This is a genomic window from Clostridium sp. (assembly GCF_029267215.1).
Lineage (GTDB): Bacteria > Bacillota > Clostridia > Clostridiales > Clostridiaceae > Sarcina.
Genome location: NZ_JARIDH010000004.1, coordinates 1 through 14463 on the forward strand (window position 1 = coordinate 1; position 14463 = coordinate 14463).

At 28.7% G+C, this 14463-nt stretch carries 15 protein-coding genes, 1 tRNA gene and 1 other RNA gene; 16 read left to right on the forward strand and 1 reads right to left on the reverse strand.

The genetic code is table 11. The features are described 5' to 3' along the window. The 5 genes from Q1K13_RS00180 to Q1K13_RS00200 all read left to right on the forward strand — a co-directional run. Window positions 1–1203: HlyC/CorC family transporter (locus Q1K13_RS00180; protein WP_300346451.1), on the forward strand; the 1203-nt coding region annotated here is incomplete at its 5' end. A 4-nt stretch (window positions 1204–1207) separates the two neighbouring features. Continuing rightward, window positions 1208–1639: a tRNA adenosine(34) deaminase TadA gene (tadA, locus tag Q1K13_RS00185; RefSeq protein WP_300346453.1), complete on the forward strand. Its 432-nt coding sequence runs from the start codon at window positions 1208–1210 to the stop codon at window positions 1637–1639. A gap of 68 nt (window positions 1640–1707) precedes the next feature. After that, window positions 1708–2166, forward strand: a complete 459-nt coding sequence (locus Q1K13_RS00190; RefSeq protein ID WP_300346455.1) for a hypothetical protein — start codon at window positions 1708–1710, stop codon at window positions 2164–2166. Window positions 2167–2244: 78 nt separating this feature from the next. Then, window positions 2245–2625 (forward strand): ribosomal maturation YjgA family protein, encoded by a 381-nt coding sequence (locus Q1K13_RS00195; protein ID WP_300346457.1) that lies wholly within the window; start codon window positions 2245–2247, stop codon window positions 2623–2625. Window positions 2626–2959: 334 nt separating this feature from the next. Beyond that, the gene (locus tag Q1K13_RS00200; protein WP_498038030.1) at window positions 2960–3637 is read left to right on the forward strand and encodes a glucosaminidase domain-containing protein; all 678 of its coding nucleotides are present in this window, start codon (window positions 2960–2962) and stop codon (window positions 3635–3637) included. A 200-nt stretch (window positions 3638–3837) separates the two neighbouring features. Here the strand turns inward: Q1K13_RS00200 and Q1K13_RS00205 are convergent, their stop codons facing one another. Next, on the reverse strand, window positions 3838–5307 hold the full coding sequence (locus tag Q1K13_RS00205) for a protein adenylyltransferase SelO (protein WP_300346459.1): 1470 nt from the start codon (window positions 5305–5307) through the stop codon (window positions 3838–3840). Window positions 5308–5629: 322 nt separating this feature from the next. Between Q1K13_RS00205 and Q1K13_RS00210 the strand changes: the two genes are divergently transcribed. The 11 genes from Q1K13_RS00210 (at window position 5630) to Q1K13_RS00260 (ending at window position 14450) form a co-directional block, all read left to right on the forward strand. Continuing rightward, entirely contained in the window at window positions 5630–6826 is a 1197-nt protein-coding gene (locus tag Q1K13_RS00210; RefSeq protein ID WP_300346460.1) for a phospholipase C, read from the forward strand. 178 nt (window positions 6827–7004) lie between these two features. Further along, window positions 7005–7937, forward strand: coding sequence for a CobW family GTP-binding protein (locus tag Q1K13_RS00215; RefSeq protein ID WP_300346461.1), 933 nt, complete (start codon window positions 7005–7007; stop codon window positions 7935–7937). 124 nt (window positions 7938–8061) lie between these two features. Beyond that, window positions 8062–8652, forward strand: a complete 591-nt coding sequence (locus Q1K13_RS00220; RefSeq protein ID WP_300346462.1) for a GTP-binding protein — start codon at window positions 8062–8064, stop codon at window positions 8650–8652. A gap of 2 nt (window positions 8653–8654) precedes the next feature. Next, a complete protein-coding gene (locus Q1K13_RS00225; RefSeq protein ID WP_300346464.1) occupies window positions 8655–9545 on the forward strand; it encodes a permease in 891 nt (296 codons plus the stop codon). 13 nt (window positions 9546–9558) lie between these two features. Further along, window positions 9559–10278: a TIGR03943 family putative permease subunit gene (locus tag Q1K13_RS00230; protein WP_300346466.1), complete on the forward strand. Its 720-nt coding sequence runs from the start codon at window positions 9559–9561 to the stop codon at window positions 10276–10278. A 147-nt stretch (window positions 10279–10425) separates the two neighbouring features. After that, window positions 10426–11205 (forward strand): prolipoprotein diacylglyceryl transferase, encoded by a 780-nt coding sequence (gene lgt, locus Q1K13_RS00235; protein WP_300346468.1) that lies wholly within the window; start codon window positions 10426–10428, stop codon window positions 11203–11205. A gap of 159 nt (window positions 11206–11364) precedes the next feature. Then, a tRNA-Ser gene (locus Q1K13_RS00240) sits at window positions 11365–11454 on the forward strand. A 2-nt stretch (window positions 11455–11456) separates the two neighbouring features. Continuing rightward, an RNA gene (gene ffs, locus Q1K13_RS00245) (signal recognition particle sRNA large type) lies at window positions 11457–11721 on the forward strand. A 167-nt stretch (window positions 11722–11888) separates the two neighbouring features. Next, window positions 11889–12386: a hypothetical protein gene (locus Q1K13_RS00250; RefSeq protein ID WP_300346470.1), complete on the forward strand. Its 498-nt coding sequence runs from the start codon at window positions 11889–11891 to the stop codon at window positions 12384–12386. A gap of 240 nt (window positions 12387–12626) precedes the next feature. Continuing rightward, window positions 12627–13607 carry a mannose/fructose/sorbose PTS transporter subunit IIA gene (locus tag Q1K13_RS00255; RefSeq protein ID WP_300346473.1) on the forward strand — a complete coding sequence of 327 codons (981 nt, stop codon included), beginning with the start codon at window positions 12627–12629 and terminating at the stop codon, window positions 13605–13607. Between the two features lie 36 nt (window positions 13608–13643). Further along, complete coding sequence (locus tag Q1K13_RS00260) at window positions 13644–14450, forward strand: PTS mannose/fructose/sorbose transporter subunit IIC (protein ID WP_300346475.1); 807 nt, start codon at window positions 13644–13646, stop codon at window positions 14448–14450. Window positions 14451–14463: the final 13 nt, after the last annotated feature.

The following is a 14463-nucleotide window of genomic DNA, read 5'->3' on the forward strand; positions in this document are numbered from 1 at the left end:
TCAGCATCAGAAACAGCTTTAATGTCTTTAAGTAAAATTAGAATTAGGCATATGGTAGATGAGGGAATTAAGGGAGCAAAATTATTAGAAAAATTATTGGAAGATCCTAATAAATTATTAGGAGGCATATTAATTGGAAACAATATAGTAAATATAGGTGCATCATCCTTAGCGTCAACACTAGCTTATAGAATATTTGGAGATAGTGGAGTTGCAGTAGCTACTGGTATAATGACTATACTTGTTTTAATTTTTGGTGAAATAACACCAAAATCTTTAGCAAAGCAAAATGCAGAGAAAATTTCTTTGTTAGTAGCACCAATTATAAATTTGGTTGTTATAATATTTAAACCTTTGGTGTGGTTATTTTCTAATGTATCAGGTTTAATAATAAAGTTATTTGGAGGGGATTTAAGTAAAACTGAACCTTTCATAACAGAAGAAGAATTAAAAACAATGGTAGATGTAGGTGAAGAAGAAGGAGTCTTAGAGGTTGAAGAAAAAGAAATGATATTCAACGTTTTTGAGTTTGGAGATCTTCAGGTTAAAGATATAATGGTTCAGAGAGTGAATGTTGTGGCAGTCAATGTTACATCAACTTACGAAGAGGTACTAAAAGTAATAAAAGATGAACAATTTTCAAGAATACCTGTTTATAATGAGTCAATAGATGATATTGTAGGTGTTTTAAATGTTAAGGATTTAATACTTTTAGAAAGTGATAAAGAAAATTTCGATGTAACTAAATATATGAGAGAACCTTTTAGAACTTTTGAATTTAAGAAAATAACTGAATTATTTTCAGAAATGAAGACAACAAGAAATCATATAGCTGTTGTATTAGATGAATATGGTGGAACTGTTGGTATAGTTACAATAGAAGACTTAATAGAAGAAATCGTAGGAGAAATTGAGGACGAATACGATGAAAGAGATAAAGATATAGAAGTTATAAAAGAAAATGAATTTATTGTTGATGGTAGCACAAGACTATCAGATTTAAGTGATATGATAGGTTTTGAGATAGAATCAGAGGATTTTGATTCTATTGGAGGATATGTAATTGGATATCTTGGAAGAATGCCTAAAGTTGGAGAAGAGATAAAAACAAACAAATTCAGACTTGTAGTTGAAAAAATTGATAGAAATAGAATTAAAAAGGTTAGAATATACACTTATAAAATAGAACAAGGGGAGAATTAAAAAAGTGCTTAAATTGGCTTTAGAAGAGGCTGAGAAAGCTAGAAAAAAAGGCGAAGTCCCAGTTGGTGCAGTAATTGTGAAAGATGGCAAAGTTATTTCAAAAGCTCATAATTTGAAGGAAACTTTAAATGATCCAACAGCTCATGCTGAAATTCTCGCTATAAAAAAAGCCTGTGAGAAACTTGGAAATTGGAGACTTTATGGTTGTGAGATGTATGTAACCTTGGAACCTTGTCCAATGTGTGCTGGTGCAATACTTCAAAGTAGGATTTCAAAGATTCATATAGGAACCTTTGATGAAACCACTGGTGCAGCAGGTTCAATAATAAATATTCTTCAAAATCCAAATTTAAATCATTTTTTGGACATTGTTTGGAATAATGATGAAGAATGTAGTAAAATCTTAACAGAATTTTTTAAAGATAGACGTGGGTAAGTAATGAATTGCTTACCCATTTTATGTTATACTGAGGATAAAAATATTGGTGTGGGGGAATATAGGATATGAATAAATTAGAGATGATGGTAGGTTATGAAATAAACTTTTATGAAAAGAAATTTGAAGATAATTCTAAAAAATTATCTTATTATATGCATAGATGTTTTTGTGAAACTATAGGAGAAAAAGTGGCAGGTATTGCAATAGAAGAAAACCTTTTATATGCTTGGTCATATTATTTTGTAACTATAGCTGATGAAGATGCAAAAATTGGTGATAGAATAATGATGATGCTTATAAATCATTTTAATGAATTATTGCAAGGTGAAAATGTAAGAATGAGTGGAAAAGAAGGGGCAAAATTAATGATAGATCCTTCTTTCTGTAGAATATGGTTTGGAACAAGCTTAAATATTATGCTAGCTAAAAAGTATGGAGAAGCTGATTGCAAAGAAGTTTTTGATTATATAAAAGAAAATTATTTACAAAAAGAATGTAGAATTAGAACATTAGAATTATCATAGTGATCTATAGTCAGTAAGCATAAAAATTTGTTTGCTGACTTTTTTGTTTAAACTTAGTTTTAATATGAAGGAGGAAAAATGAAAATAAATAAAAATTATATTATAGCTTTTTTAATTTTATTATTTACTGAAATTTTTATAGCTTTATTTGTTCATGACAATTTTATTAGACCTTATATAGGTGATGTTATTGTAATACCAGTTTTATATTGTTTTATAAAGGGATTATTTAATTTTGAAAGTAGAAAATTACCTATTTACCTATTCATATTTGGAGTATTTGTTGAATTACTTCAATATATAAAAATAATTGAAATATTAGGGCTAGAACATATAAAATTTTTTAGAATACTTATAGGAACTTCTTTTGATTTTAAAGATATATTATGTTACTTAATTGGCTCATTAATATTAATAGCATGGGAATATATTTATAAATTTGGCTCTGTTTTAAACTAGTGTTGATTTTAGATATAACTTTTTGACCATCTTAATAAGCAATTTAGAGTTTCATTGAATATGTAAGAATAATAGCGTTAAAAAGCGAAGTTGTTTGACCGGAGGGAGTTTCTTCGCTTTAGCTATTATTCTGGAATATTCAATAGAAACTCTCTGCGAAATTAAGTAGGTCTGAAGGGATAGCTAAAATAAACACTCTATTGAAACAGAGCCATAAATTTAAAAAAGTAGATTCTTTATTTAGAATCTACTTTTTTTACATAATTGACTAATCTATAGCATATGTTTTAAAGAGTAATACAAATATTATGTAATTTTTTTGGAGGATATTTTAGTGTTTGAAGAAAAATTAAGTGAAGATCAATTTAGTATAGATGTTTTATTAGTTTCAATACTTATAATGTTAACTCTTATAAACATGGATATAGTTTATGTTAAAGGGATTAATACCTTAAGTGTAGATATTCAAGTAGAGGAGGATGTTCCTATAATATCCAATTCATATATTGGGCCAGAAGATGCAAAGAAGTGGGCAAAAGAAAAAGGTGCAAGTAAGGAGTTTATTCAATTAGCAGATTTATATTGGAAATATGCAGGAAGTCATGGAGATGTTAATCCTGCTTTAGCTTATGTACAAGCAGCCAAGGAAACAGCTTATGGAAATTTTGGAGGGGTTTTAAATGCTTCTTATCACAATCCTTGTGGATTAAAAACAAATAAAGGGGGAGGAGATAAGAATCCTAATGCTCACAAAAAATTTAAATCATGGGATGAGGGAGTAAAAGCTCATTTAGATCATTTAGCATTATATGCTGGTGCCAAGGGATATCCAAAAGTTGAAACAGAAGATCCAAGACACTTTCCTTCAATACATGGAAAAGCAGAGTCAGTTATTGATTTAGGAGCTAAATGGGCACCTAGTAAAACTTATGGAGAAGAAATACTTGGAATGTATAATGAAATGATTGATGGTGTAGGGACATATGATGTAGAGGTTATGAATATATATTAAAAAAATAAGTAGATAGCTAAAATCAACACTTTATTAAAACAGAACCAAAAATTAAAATGGGTTGTATAAAAATAACTTTTCAATAAAACATTCAAAAAATATAAAGAGAATATGTAGATTAGTTTTGGAATAATCAATTTACATATTCTCTAAATATATTTAAAAGTTTTATATTAAGTTTTGATATATCCCATTAATTTTTATGTTCCACAGTAAGTTCTATAAGGAATATTACTTTTAGGTAGCTCTGTGTAGTAACTTAAATCTTTTGAATAATCATATGGATTTTTTAGTGCTTCTAAAAGATTATCCATAACTGAGTAATCTCCTTCTAGGGCACTTTTTAATGCCTCTTCAACTCTATGATTTCTAGGAATAATATAAGGATTATTTTTCATCATAAGTTCTTGAGCTTTTTCAAAAGAAGTATTTTCTTTTTCTAATCTATCTCTCCAAAGAGCATACCATTTCTTAAATTCCTCTGTTTTAAATATTTCTTCTTCTTCAATTTTATTTAAAGTTAATGAAACAAAGGTATTAGTAAAGTCAGCCTCATATTTTTGCATAGTGCTTAAAAGCCCTTCTATTAATAGTTCATCAACTTCAAATTCTTTATATAAACCAAGTTTCTTTCTCATTTTTGATAACCAGTTAGATTTATATAAAGTAACAAATTCATCTAAGCTTTCCTCAGCCATTTTTATTGCTTTATTGGAGTCTTCATTTAGAAGTGGAAGAATAGCTTCAGCAAATCTAGCAAGGTTCCATATAGCTATGTTTGGTTGATTACCATAGGCATACCTTCCGTTTAAATCTATTGAGCTAAACACAGTATTTGAGTTATAAATATCCATAAATGCACATGGACCATAGTCTATTGTTTCACCTGAAATAGCCATATTATCAGTATTCATAACACCATGAATGAATCCAACAGATTGCCATTTACAAATTAAATCAGCTTGTAACTTAATTACTTCTTTAAGAAAAGTTAAATATTTATTTTCTTCATCTTTTATATAAGGAAAATGACGATTTATAGTGTAATCAGCTAGGGCTTTTAAATCTTCAAAACTTCCCCATCGAGAAGCAAAAGCAAAAGTTCCAACTCTTATATGACTAGATGATATTCTAGTTAAGATTGCGCCTTTTTCAAAGCTTTCTCTTATAATATCTTCTCCTGTTGTTACTACAGCTAGACTTCTTGTTGTAGGTATTAAAAGTCCATGCATTCCTTCACTTATGATATATTCTCTAAGCATTGGACCTAGAGAAGCTTTGCCATCTCCTCCTCTTGAATAAGGGGTTCTTCCTGAGCCTTTTAACTGAATATCAAATCTTTCATTATTTTTATTTAAATGTTCTCCTAAAAGTAAAGCTCTCCCATCACCTAGCATTGTAAAATGTCCAAATTGATGACCAGCATAAGCTTGTGCTATAGATTCTATTCCTTCAAAAGTTTTATTTCCTGAAAATAGGCCAAGTCCAAAATCATTATTTAAATTTTCAGGGTTTAGTCCAAGTTCTTCTGCTAAGGCGTAGTTGAATTTAACTAGCTTAGGATTCTTTGAACCTGAAGGTTTTTGTTTGGTAAAAAATATATCTGGAAGGCTAGTGTATGTATTTTCTAAATTAAAACTAGCCTTTAATTCTAAAGTTTTATTATCCATTTTAAAATCCTCTGTTTATAAATTATTTCAAATTTTACTTCATTCCCTTTTATTATGTGTAAAACTGATTAAATAAATTAAAACAAGTATTTTTTAGTTATTATACCACTATTCTAAGCAAATGTTTAGAATAATTGATAATAACTTTCAATTAATTATAGTATGAAATTTATTATAATAAAAAATTTAATAATATTTAAAAAAGTTTTAAAAAAATTCAATTTTTTGATGAGTATATGAGGATTTTATGGTATAATTTACATTAAAGTGATAATTATTATCAAAATATTATTACTTTGAACAATGACGGGGGATAAAAAATATGAAGAAGAAAATTTGTAAAGCACTTATATGTGCAGCTATAACAACTTGCACTTTTGCAGGAATGAGTACAAAGGTTTACGCATGGGATGGTAAGCCAGATGGAACAGGTACTCATGCTATGATAGTAACTCAAGGTATTACTATTTTAGAAAACGATTTATCAAAAAATGAGCCAAGTTCAGTAAGAAAAAACTTAGAAATCCTTAATAAAAACTTACACGAATTGCAATTAGGATCAACTTATCCAGATTATGATAAAAACGCCTATGAATTATATCAAGATCATTTTTGGGATCCTGATACTCAAAATAATTTTTCTAAGGATAATAAGTGGTACTTAGCTTATTCAATACCAGATACTGGAGAATCACAAATAAGAAAATTTAGTGCTTTAGCAAGATATGAGTGGAAAAAAGGAAATTATAAACAAGCTACTTTTTATCTTGGAGAAGCAATGCATTATTTTGGTGATATAGATACTCCTTATCATCCTGCTAATGTGACAGCTGTTGATAGTATAGGTCATGTTAAATTTGAAACTTTTGCAGAGGAAAGAAAAGAACAGTATAAAATAACTACAACTGGAAGCAAAACGAATGAAAAATTCTATACTGATATCTTAAAAGAGAAAGACTTTGCAACATGGTCAAAAGGTTTTGCAACTCACTTTGCTAAGATAGGAAAAGAAATTTATTATAAATATGCTAGTATGAATCATAGTTGGAAAGATTGGGATTATGCAGCTAAAGTAACTTTAAGAAATTCCCAAATAGGAACAGCTGGTTATTTATATAGATTCTTACATGATGTTTCAGAGGGGAATGAATCATCTCCTAATAAAGAAGTAAAAGAATTAGTAGTTTACATAACAACTAGCAAAGAAAAAGATGCTGGGACAGATGACTATATGTATTTTGGAATAAAAACAAAAAGTGGAAAAACTCAAGAGTGGAAAATGGACAACCCTGGCAATGATTTTATGGAAGGAAGTCATGACACTTACACTTTAAAATTAGGAGAAAAAGGAGTTAAGTATGCTGATATAGAAAATATGTGGATTAGAAAAAGCAAGTTTACATCTTTCTCTGATGCATATAAGCCTGAAAATATAAAGGTTATAGCTAATGGAAAGGTTGAAGTTGATAAGGATATAAATCAATGGATTTCAGGAAATTCAACTTTTAACATAAAATAATTTAAGTGATATTTAAACAATAAAGAAAGTCTAAACTAGATTTAAGTAAAAAGTCTAGTTTGGACTTTTTATTTTTTAAAGGTTTCTATATATGCTTGATTATTTTAGTAAGTAATAATCTTTTTGTTTTTAGAATATAATCAATAAGAATATGGTAATCACATTGGGAGGATTATAAATGAAAGTAGATATAATTTCTGGATTCTTAGGAGCTGGTAAAACTACTTTAATAAAAAAGCTTTTAGATGCTTTAGTGAAAAAAGAGAAGATTGCAATTGTTGAAAATGAATATGGAGAAGTTGGAATTGATGGAGATTTATTTAAGGATAGAAGAATAGAAGTTAAGGAAATTAATTCAGGATGTATTTGTTGCACAATAAAGGGAGATTTTAAGCAGAATATACTGGATATAATGTCTAATTATAGGCCAGATAGAATAATTATAGAGCCCTCTGGAGTAGCTGATTTTTCACAAGTATTACAATCCATAAATGAAGCTAATATTGAGGGGTTAAGAATTAATATGAAGATTACAATGGTTGATGCTCAAAATATAGATATGTATTTAGGAAACTTTGGCGATTTTTATAGAAGTCAGCTTATTAATGCAAATACCATAATTCTTACTAGAGTAGAAAAGCTATCAAATAAAGAAATTACAGAAGTTTGCAATAAAATAAGAAGGATAAATAAAAAAGTTAATTTAATAACTACTGAGTTAGAAAAGTTGAGTGCAGAGAGGATAATCCAAGTTTCAGAAAAAAAAGTTGAGGATCTTATAGAAAATCATTCTATAAAAAGACCTAGAGGAATTGGGTTTAGAAGGATAATGGCAACAGAAATCTTTGAAAATTGGGGAGTTGAAACACCTAAAGCTTTTGAATATGGAGAGATTTTAAAAATACTTAACTCTTTTAATGAGCATAAGCATGGAGAGATTTTGAGAGCTAAAGGAATTGTTAGGTCTAAAGATGATTCTTGGATTAAGTTTGATTTTGTTCCTAATGACATATCAATAGTTGATTATAAAAGTGATTATACAGGGAGAGTATGTGTTATAGGAAGAAATTTAAATAAGGAGAGTATAGGGAAGTTATTCTCTGTATTATAGAAGTTTAATCCCAAAATGCAGGGTGATATTTTGTGCTTATCTAAAGCTTTCAGAGATTCATTTCCATTTTGTAAAGAGTTAAGAGAATTTACTAAATTTTAGCTTGAAATGAGGAGGGATAATATTGAGAAAGTGTTCAGTTGACTTAATTACAGGTTTTTTAGGATCAGGTAAAACAACATTTATAAATCATATTTTAAATGATTATAAAAAAGAAGAAGTTTTAATAACACAATGTGAAAAAGGAATTGAAGAATTACGATGCGGAAAAATGACTTATAATATTAATTCTAAGCATTTTTCTAGCAACGAAGAAATAAGTGAAGAGGAACTAATAAGAAGTTTAAAATTCTACGCTCCTAAAAGATTGATTATTGAATGTAATGGTGTTTCTGAAACTAAGAAGCTTATAGATAATATAAGGAAAGGAAAACTTAAAGAGTATGTTAAATTAGGACTTATAGTTAATTTACTTGATATTACAACCTTAAATATGTTTCTAAAAAATATACCTTCAATGATAATCCCTAATTTATCACTAAGTAATCTTATTGTATTGAATAAATGTGAAAAAGTGAGTAATGAAACTTTAAATGAATATGTTGAAATGATAGGAAAGTTTAATTCTAATGCTCATATAGTAAATTGCATAGGTAAGGAAGAAGAAAATTTGAAGTTCAATAAAGAAAGACTTATAAAAAGGATCATGGGATAGGTATGGAATTTTTAAATAAATTTTCTATAATTTTTTCAAGTATAGTAATAGAAGCATTGCCCTTTATATTAATAGGGGCTGTGCTATCATCCTTTATGCAAGTTTATTTTTCAACAGATTTATTCAATAAGATAATATCAAGAAATAAGGTTATAGGATCACTTCAATCTGGAATAATAGGTTTTTTTCTACCAATTTGTGAATGTGCAACAGTTCCAATAACAAAGGGATTAATAAGTAAAAGAGTACCTATAAATGTTGCTATTACTTATATGTTAGCGGCACCTATTGTGAATCCACTTGTAATTCTTTCAACTTACTATGCTTTTCATGGAAACATAAAAGTAGTTTTGTTAAGAGTAGGAATTGGTCTTATTATTTCAGTTATTGCAGGAATATTAATGCTTTACTTATCAGGGGAAGGAAACATATTGAAAGATGGGACAAGTTTTCAAGAAGGAATTTGCCTTTGTGGATGTTCAGAAATTGATGATATCTCAAAAAAGCCTATAAGACTTCTTAAACACACATCCATAGAATTTTATGAAATAGGAAAATATTTTATTGTGGGGGCTACCTTAGCTTCTTTGTTTCAGACGGTTATTCCAAGAGAGAGTATATTTTATTTTGAAAATAGTACAATTTTATCAATCATAATGCTTATGGTATTTTCATTCTTAATTTCTCTTTGTTCAGAGGCTGATGCTTTTGTTGCAAGTACGTTTATGAATAGATTTTCTTTAGGGGCAATAACAGGATTTTTGATTATTGGACCAATGATAGATTTAAAAAACACAATAATGTTATTTTCCGTATTTAAAAAATCTTTTGTTATTAAACTATTATTTGTAGTATTTTCATTGTGCTTCATAGCATCATGCTTAATAGTTTAAGGGGGGAGATTATATGAGAAAGTTTAATTTTAGTGAGTTCATATGGTTTCTTATCTTAGTATGCTTTGAAGGATTATTCTTTAAAATGCTAATTAGTGAAAAGATATTTTTAATAATATCAAGTAATATGAAAAAATATATTTGGTTAGCTTTATTTATTTTACTTTTATTAATCATAATACAGTTTTTTAATATTTTTAAAGTTTCTTCTAGGAGGATATTTAAAAAAGGATACTTAATATTTATATTTGCATTATTACTACTTTTCCTAACTAACAGTTTAAATATCAATGAGGTATCTTTGAATTTAAAAGGTGTTAAGTTTTATCATGAAAACCATGAAATACACCAACATAAACATTATAAATCTAATTATGATTTAAATGAATTAGAAGCTCTTGTTTTAAGTGAAAGGAATTTTCATAACTCTATAGAAGAATTAATAATTCATTTAGATGGATTAATTGGAAAAGAGATTTCCATAGAAGGTTTATTTTATAAAAGCAATCACTATGAAAAGAATGAATTTGCAATAACACAAATAGAAATGAATTGTTGTATAGTTGATTCAACTTATTTAGGAGTTCTTTGTAGTGGTGATATGCCTAATATAAATAATGGAGAAGAGGTTAAGGTAAAAGGAATTGTTCAATCAAAAATAATAAAGAATTCCTCAGGAAAAGAGGTTAAAATTCCTTATATAAATATATTCTATGTTGATACCTTAAAGTAGCTAAATAATATAATTAAAAATTTATTATTTAATTCACATAGTAAACTTAACTTCCATAAAATATTGAAATTTAAGAAAATAATACACATTTACTTTATAATTTTAATGTATCATTATAATAAAAAATATAATGAAAGGAAGAAAGTTATGAATCCAGTAGCCTTTTCAATAGGAAATTTTAATATTAGATGGTATGGCATTATGATTTCATTAGGCATATTAATAGCAATGATGTTGGTTAATTTTAATGCCAAGAAGAAGAATTTAAATTTTGATATTATATTAGATTTATTTTTATGGTGTTTTCCAATGGCCATTATAGGGGCAAGAGCTTACTATGTATTATTTGAGTTTGAAAATTATCATAGCATAATAGATATGATAAATATAAGAGAAGGGGGTCTTGCAATACATGGAGGAATAATAGGTGCATTTTTAACTGCATTTATTTATTGCAAGGTTAAGAAGATAGATTTTATAGCATATGCAGATATTGTTGCACCAGCTTTTATACTTGCTCAAGGAATAGGAAGATGGGGAAATTTTTTTAATCAAGAAGCACATGGTAGCCAAGTTTCAAAGGAATTTATAAATAAATTTCCTAAGTTTATTCAAAATGGAATGTTTATAGATGGAACTTACTATCATCCAACTTTTTTATACGAAAGCATATGGGACATTAGTATTGCCATAATTCTTATGATAATACTTTATAACATAACTAGTAATTATAAAGGTATTGTAACTTCAGCGTATATAACTTTGTATTCATTAGGAAGATTATTTATAGAAGGATTAAGAACAGATAGTTTATATTTTATGAATATAAGGGTGGCTCAGTTAATAAGTTTAATAGGAATAGTGGGTGGATTAATTGCTATTATCATTATAGTTATTAGAGTAAGAAAGAAAAATAAAAAAATTTAAAGGTAGAGAAAAGGAAAACTCTACCTAATTTTTACTGTTATAAAAAGAATAACTTATGATTATACTAAAAAAAGTAACATTTATAATTAAATTTTCAGTATTGAATTGATTACACTTATATGTTAGAATTAAAAAGTATTATAAGTTAATATTTGTTATGGAGAGATGTCCGAGTGGTCGAAGGAGCACGCCTGGAACGCGTGTATAGGGGAAACTCTATCGAGGGTTCAAATCCCTCTCTCTCCGCCATGCCGTGCTAGATGGGGAGTTAGCGGTGCCCTGTAACCTGCAATCCGCTATAGCAGGATCGAAGTCCTCTTGGAGGCTCTAGTTTGTGGAGTCTGCCCTACGTAAGTGGTGTTGAGAGTTGGGCCCCACGCAATGGAAACCTGTGAACCTCGTCAGGTCCGGAAGGAAGCAGCGATAAGCAGTCATTTTCATGTGCCGTGGATCAGTCTGGCTTGAGCTAACTGCGTAGGTAACGTCCATAAACTATTGTCGAATTGAGGTGCACGGTTTTATTTTGTATTTTTTAAGCTTTTAACTAAATTGTTAAAGGCTTTTTATTTTTTGGTAAAACTATGTTTGCTATATCTTTACAAATACTTAATAAAAAATTTGTTTGTTATTAGTATAATTATTATATAAACTAAGTATGTAAATATAATTTTACGGAGGAATTTATGAGGAAAAAAATTTTTTTAGGTATATTAACTACTTCTTTATCAGTATTTATATTTGGATGTAGTAGTGCAAATGCTGAATTAAAAGGAAAAATTATTCCTCTAGAAAAAAGCACTGAGAAAGAAGATGAGGGTGAATATTTAGATAAAATATCATCAACAATAGTTAACATAAGTTTAGATGGTTCACTAAGACAAATGAGAACGGTTGCTGAAACTGGAGAATTTTCAGAGGATATGAAAGAAGAATTAAAAAAATCAAAAATTTTTTTTCAAGGGTTAATTAATGAATTTGAAAATTATAATGTACCAAAAAAATTTGAAGAATATAATGATGAAATATTAGTTTATATGAAAAATGCTAAGAAATCTTTAGAAAATCTTCAACAAGTGGTCTCTAGGGAAGATATAAAAAAAGAAGCAAATAAATTTATAGATAATAATAAAGAAATTTCTAATAGAATAGATAAAGTATTGCTTTATTTTAGTGGGTGTTAAAAATACATATAATGAAAACGATAAGGAGATAAAAAGGTATCTACTTATTATTTTTTTAAAAGAGATTTATTATAATTAAAAAAATTATTGATAAATAAAAGAATAAGAGTTAAATTAATAATATAGCATAAAATTTTATAATTTTATCTAATTATGTCCAAATTATTAACTTTGTGATAAGATTAATTTGGGTGTAGAATTAATAACAAGATGTAAAAATAAAAAATAGGAGGTATACACATGGTAGGAATTATTCTTGCTAGTCACGGGGAGTTTGCTAAGGGAATATTGCAATCTGGCTCAATGATTTTTGGTGAACAAGAAAATGTAAGTGCTGTTACATTGATGCCTAGTGAAGGTCCTGATGACATTAAAGCAAAAATGAAAGAAGCAATTGCATCTTTTGAAAACCAAGATGAAGTTTTATTTTTAGTTGATCTTTGGGGCGGTACACCATTTAACCAAGCTAATAGTTTAGTTGAAGAGCATCCGGATAAATGGGCAATTGTAGCTGGTATGAATTTACCAATGGTAATTGAAGCCTATGCTTCACGTTTTTCAATGGAATCAGCACAAGAAATTGCAGCTAGTATTCTAAAATCAGCAAGAGAAGGAGTTAAAGTCAAACCTGAGTCATTAGAACCAGAGGAGACTGATAAACCTTCAACAGATTCTATCAAACAGACTAATAATGCGGGTTCACCTGGAAGTTTTGAATACGTTTTAGCACGTATTGACTCACGTTTACTTCATGGACAAGTAGCAACAGCTTGGACAAAAACTGTTAGACCAACAAGAATTATTGTTGTATCAGATGATGTAGCTAGAGATGAACTTCGTAAAAAATTAATTCAGCAAGCAGCTCCTCCAGGAGTTAAAGCTCATATTGTGCCAGTTAATCAAATGATTAAACTTGCAAAAGATAACGAGCATTTTGGTGGACAACGTGCATTACTTCTTTTTGAAAATCCAGAAGATGTATTAAGAGCTGTAGAAGGGGGAGTACCTTTAAAAGTAGTTAATGTTGGTTCAATGGCTCACTCTCCAGGTAAAGTTCAACCAAATAAAGTACTTGCCTTCAGTCAAGAAGATATAGATACTTTTAGTAAACTTAAAGATTTTGGATTAGAATTTGATGTTCGTAAAGTTCCAAATGATTCAAAAGGAAACATGGATGAAATAATTAAAAAAGCACAAGAAGAATTAAATAAATTAAAATAGTATAAATTATTTTAATAGAAAAAGGAGGATTACATAGTGGATCTAAATATAATTCAAATAATATTAGTTATTATTATAGCATTTTTAGCCGGTATGGAAGGTATTTTAGATGAATTCCAATTTCATCAACCTTTAGTTGCTTGTACTTTAATTGGATTAGTTACAGGTAATTTAATTCCATGTCTAATCTTAGGCGGTAGTCTTCAAATGATTGCTTTAGGTTGGGCAAATATAGGGGCTGCCGTAGCACCAGATGCAGCTTTAGCATCTGTTGCAGCTGCAATTATTCTAGTTTTAAGTGGAGAAACAAATCAATTAGGAATTTCTTCATCTATAGCTATAGCTATTCCACTAGCAGTTGCAGGGTTATTATTAACAATAATTTGTCGTACAATAGCTACAGCATTTGTACATTTTATGGATGCTGCTGCTAAAGAAGGAAATATAAGAAAAGTTGAAATGTGGCATGTTATTGCTATTTGCATGCAAGGTATTCGTATAGCAATACCAGCAGCATTAATATTATTAATTGGTGCTGAGCCTATTCGTGCATTACTTAATTCTATGCCAGCATGGTTAACAGATGGATTAGCTGTAGGTGGAGGAATGGTTGTAGCAGTTGGTTATGCAATGGTAATTAACATGATGGCAACAAAAGAAGTATGGCCATTCTTCGCAATTGGTTTTGTATTAGCAACTATCCCTCAAATTACACTTATGGGATTAGGTGCAATTGGTGTAGCTTTAGCTCTTATTTACTTAACACTTAGTAAAAAAGGTGGCTCAGGTAATGGTGGATCAAATATAGGAGATCCTGTAGGCGATATTATCGATAATTACTAAGAAAGGAGATAGG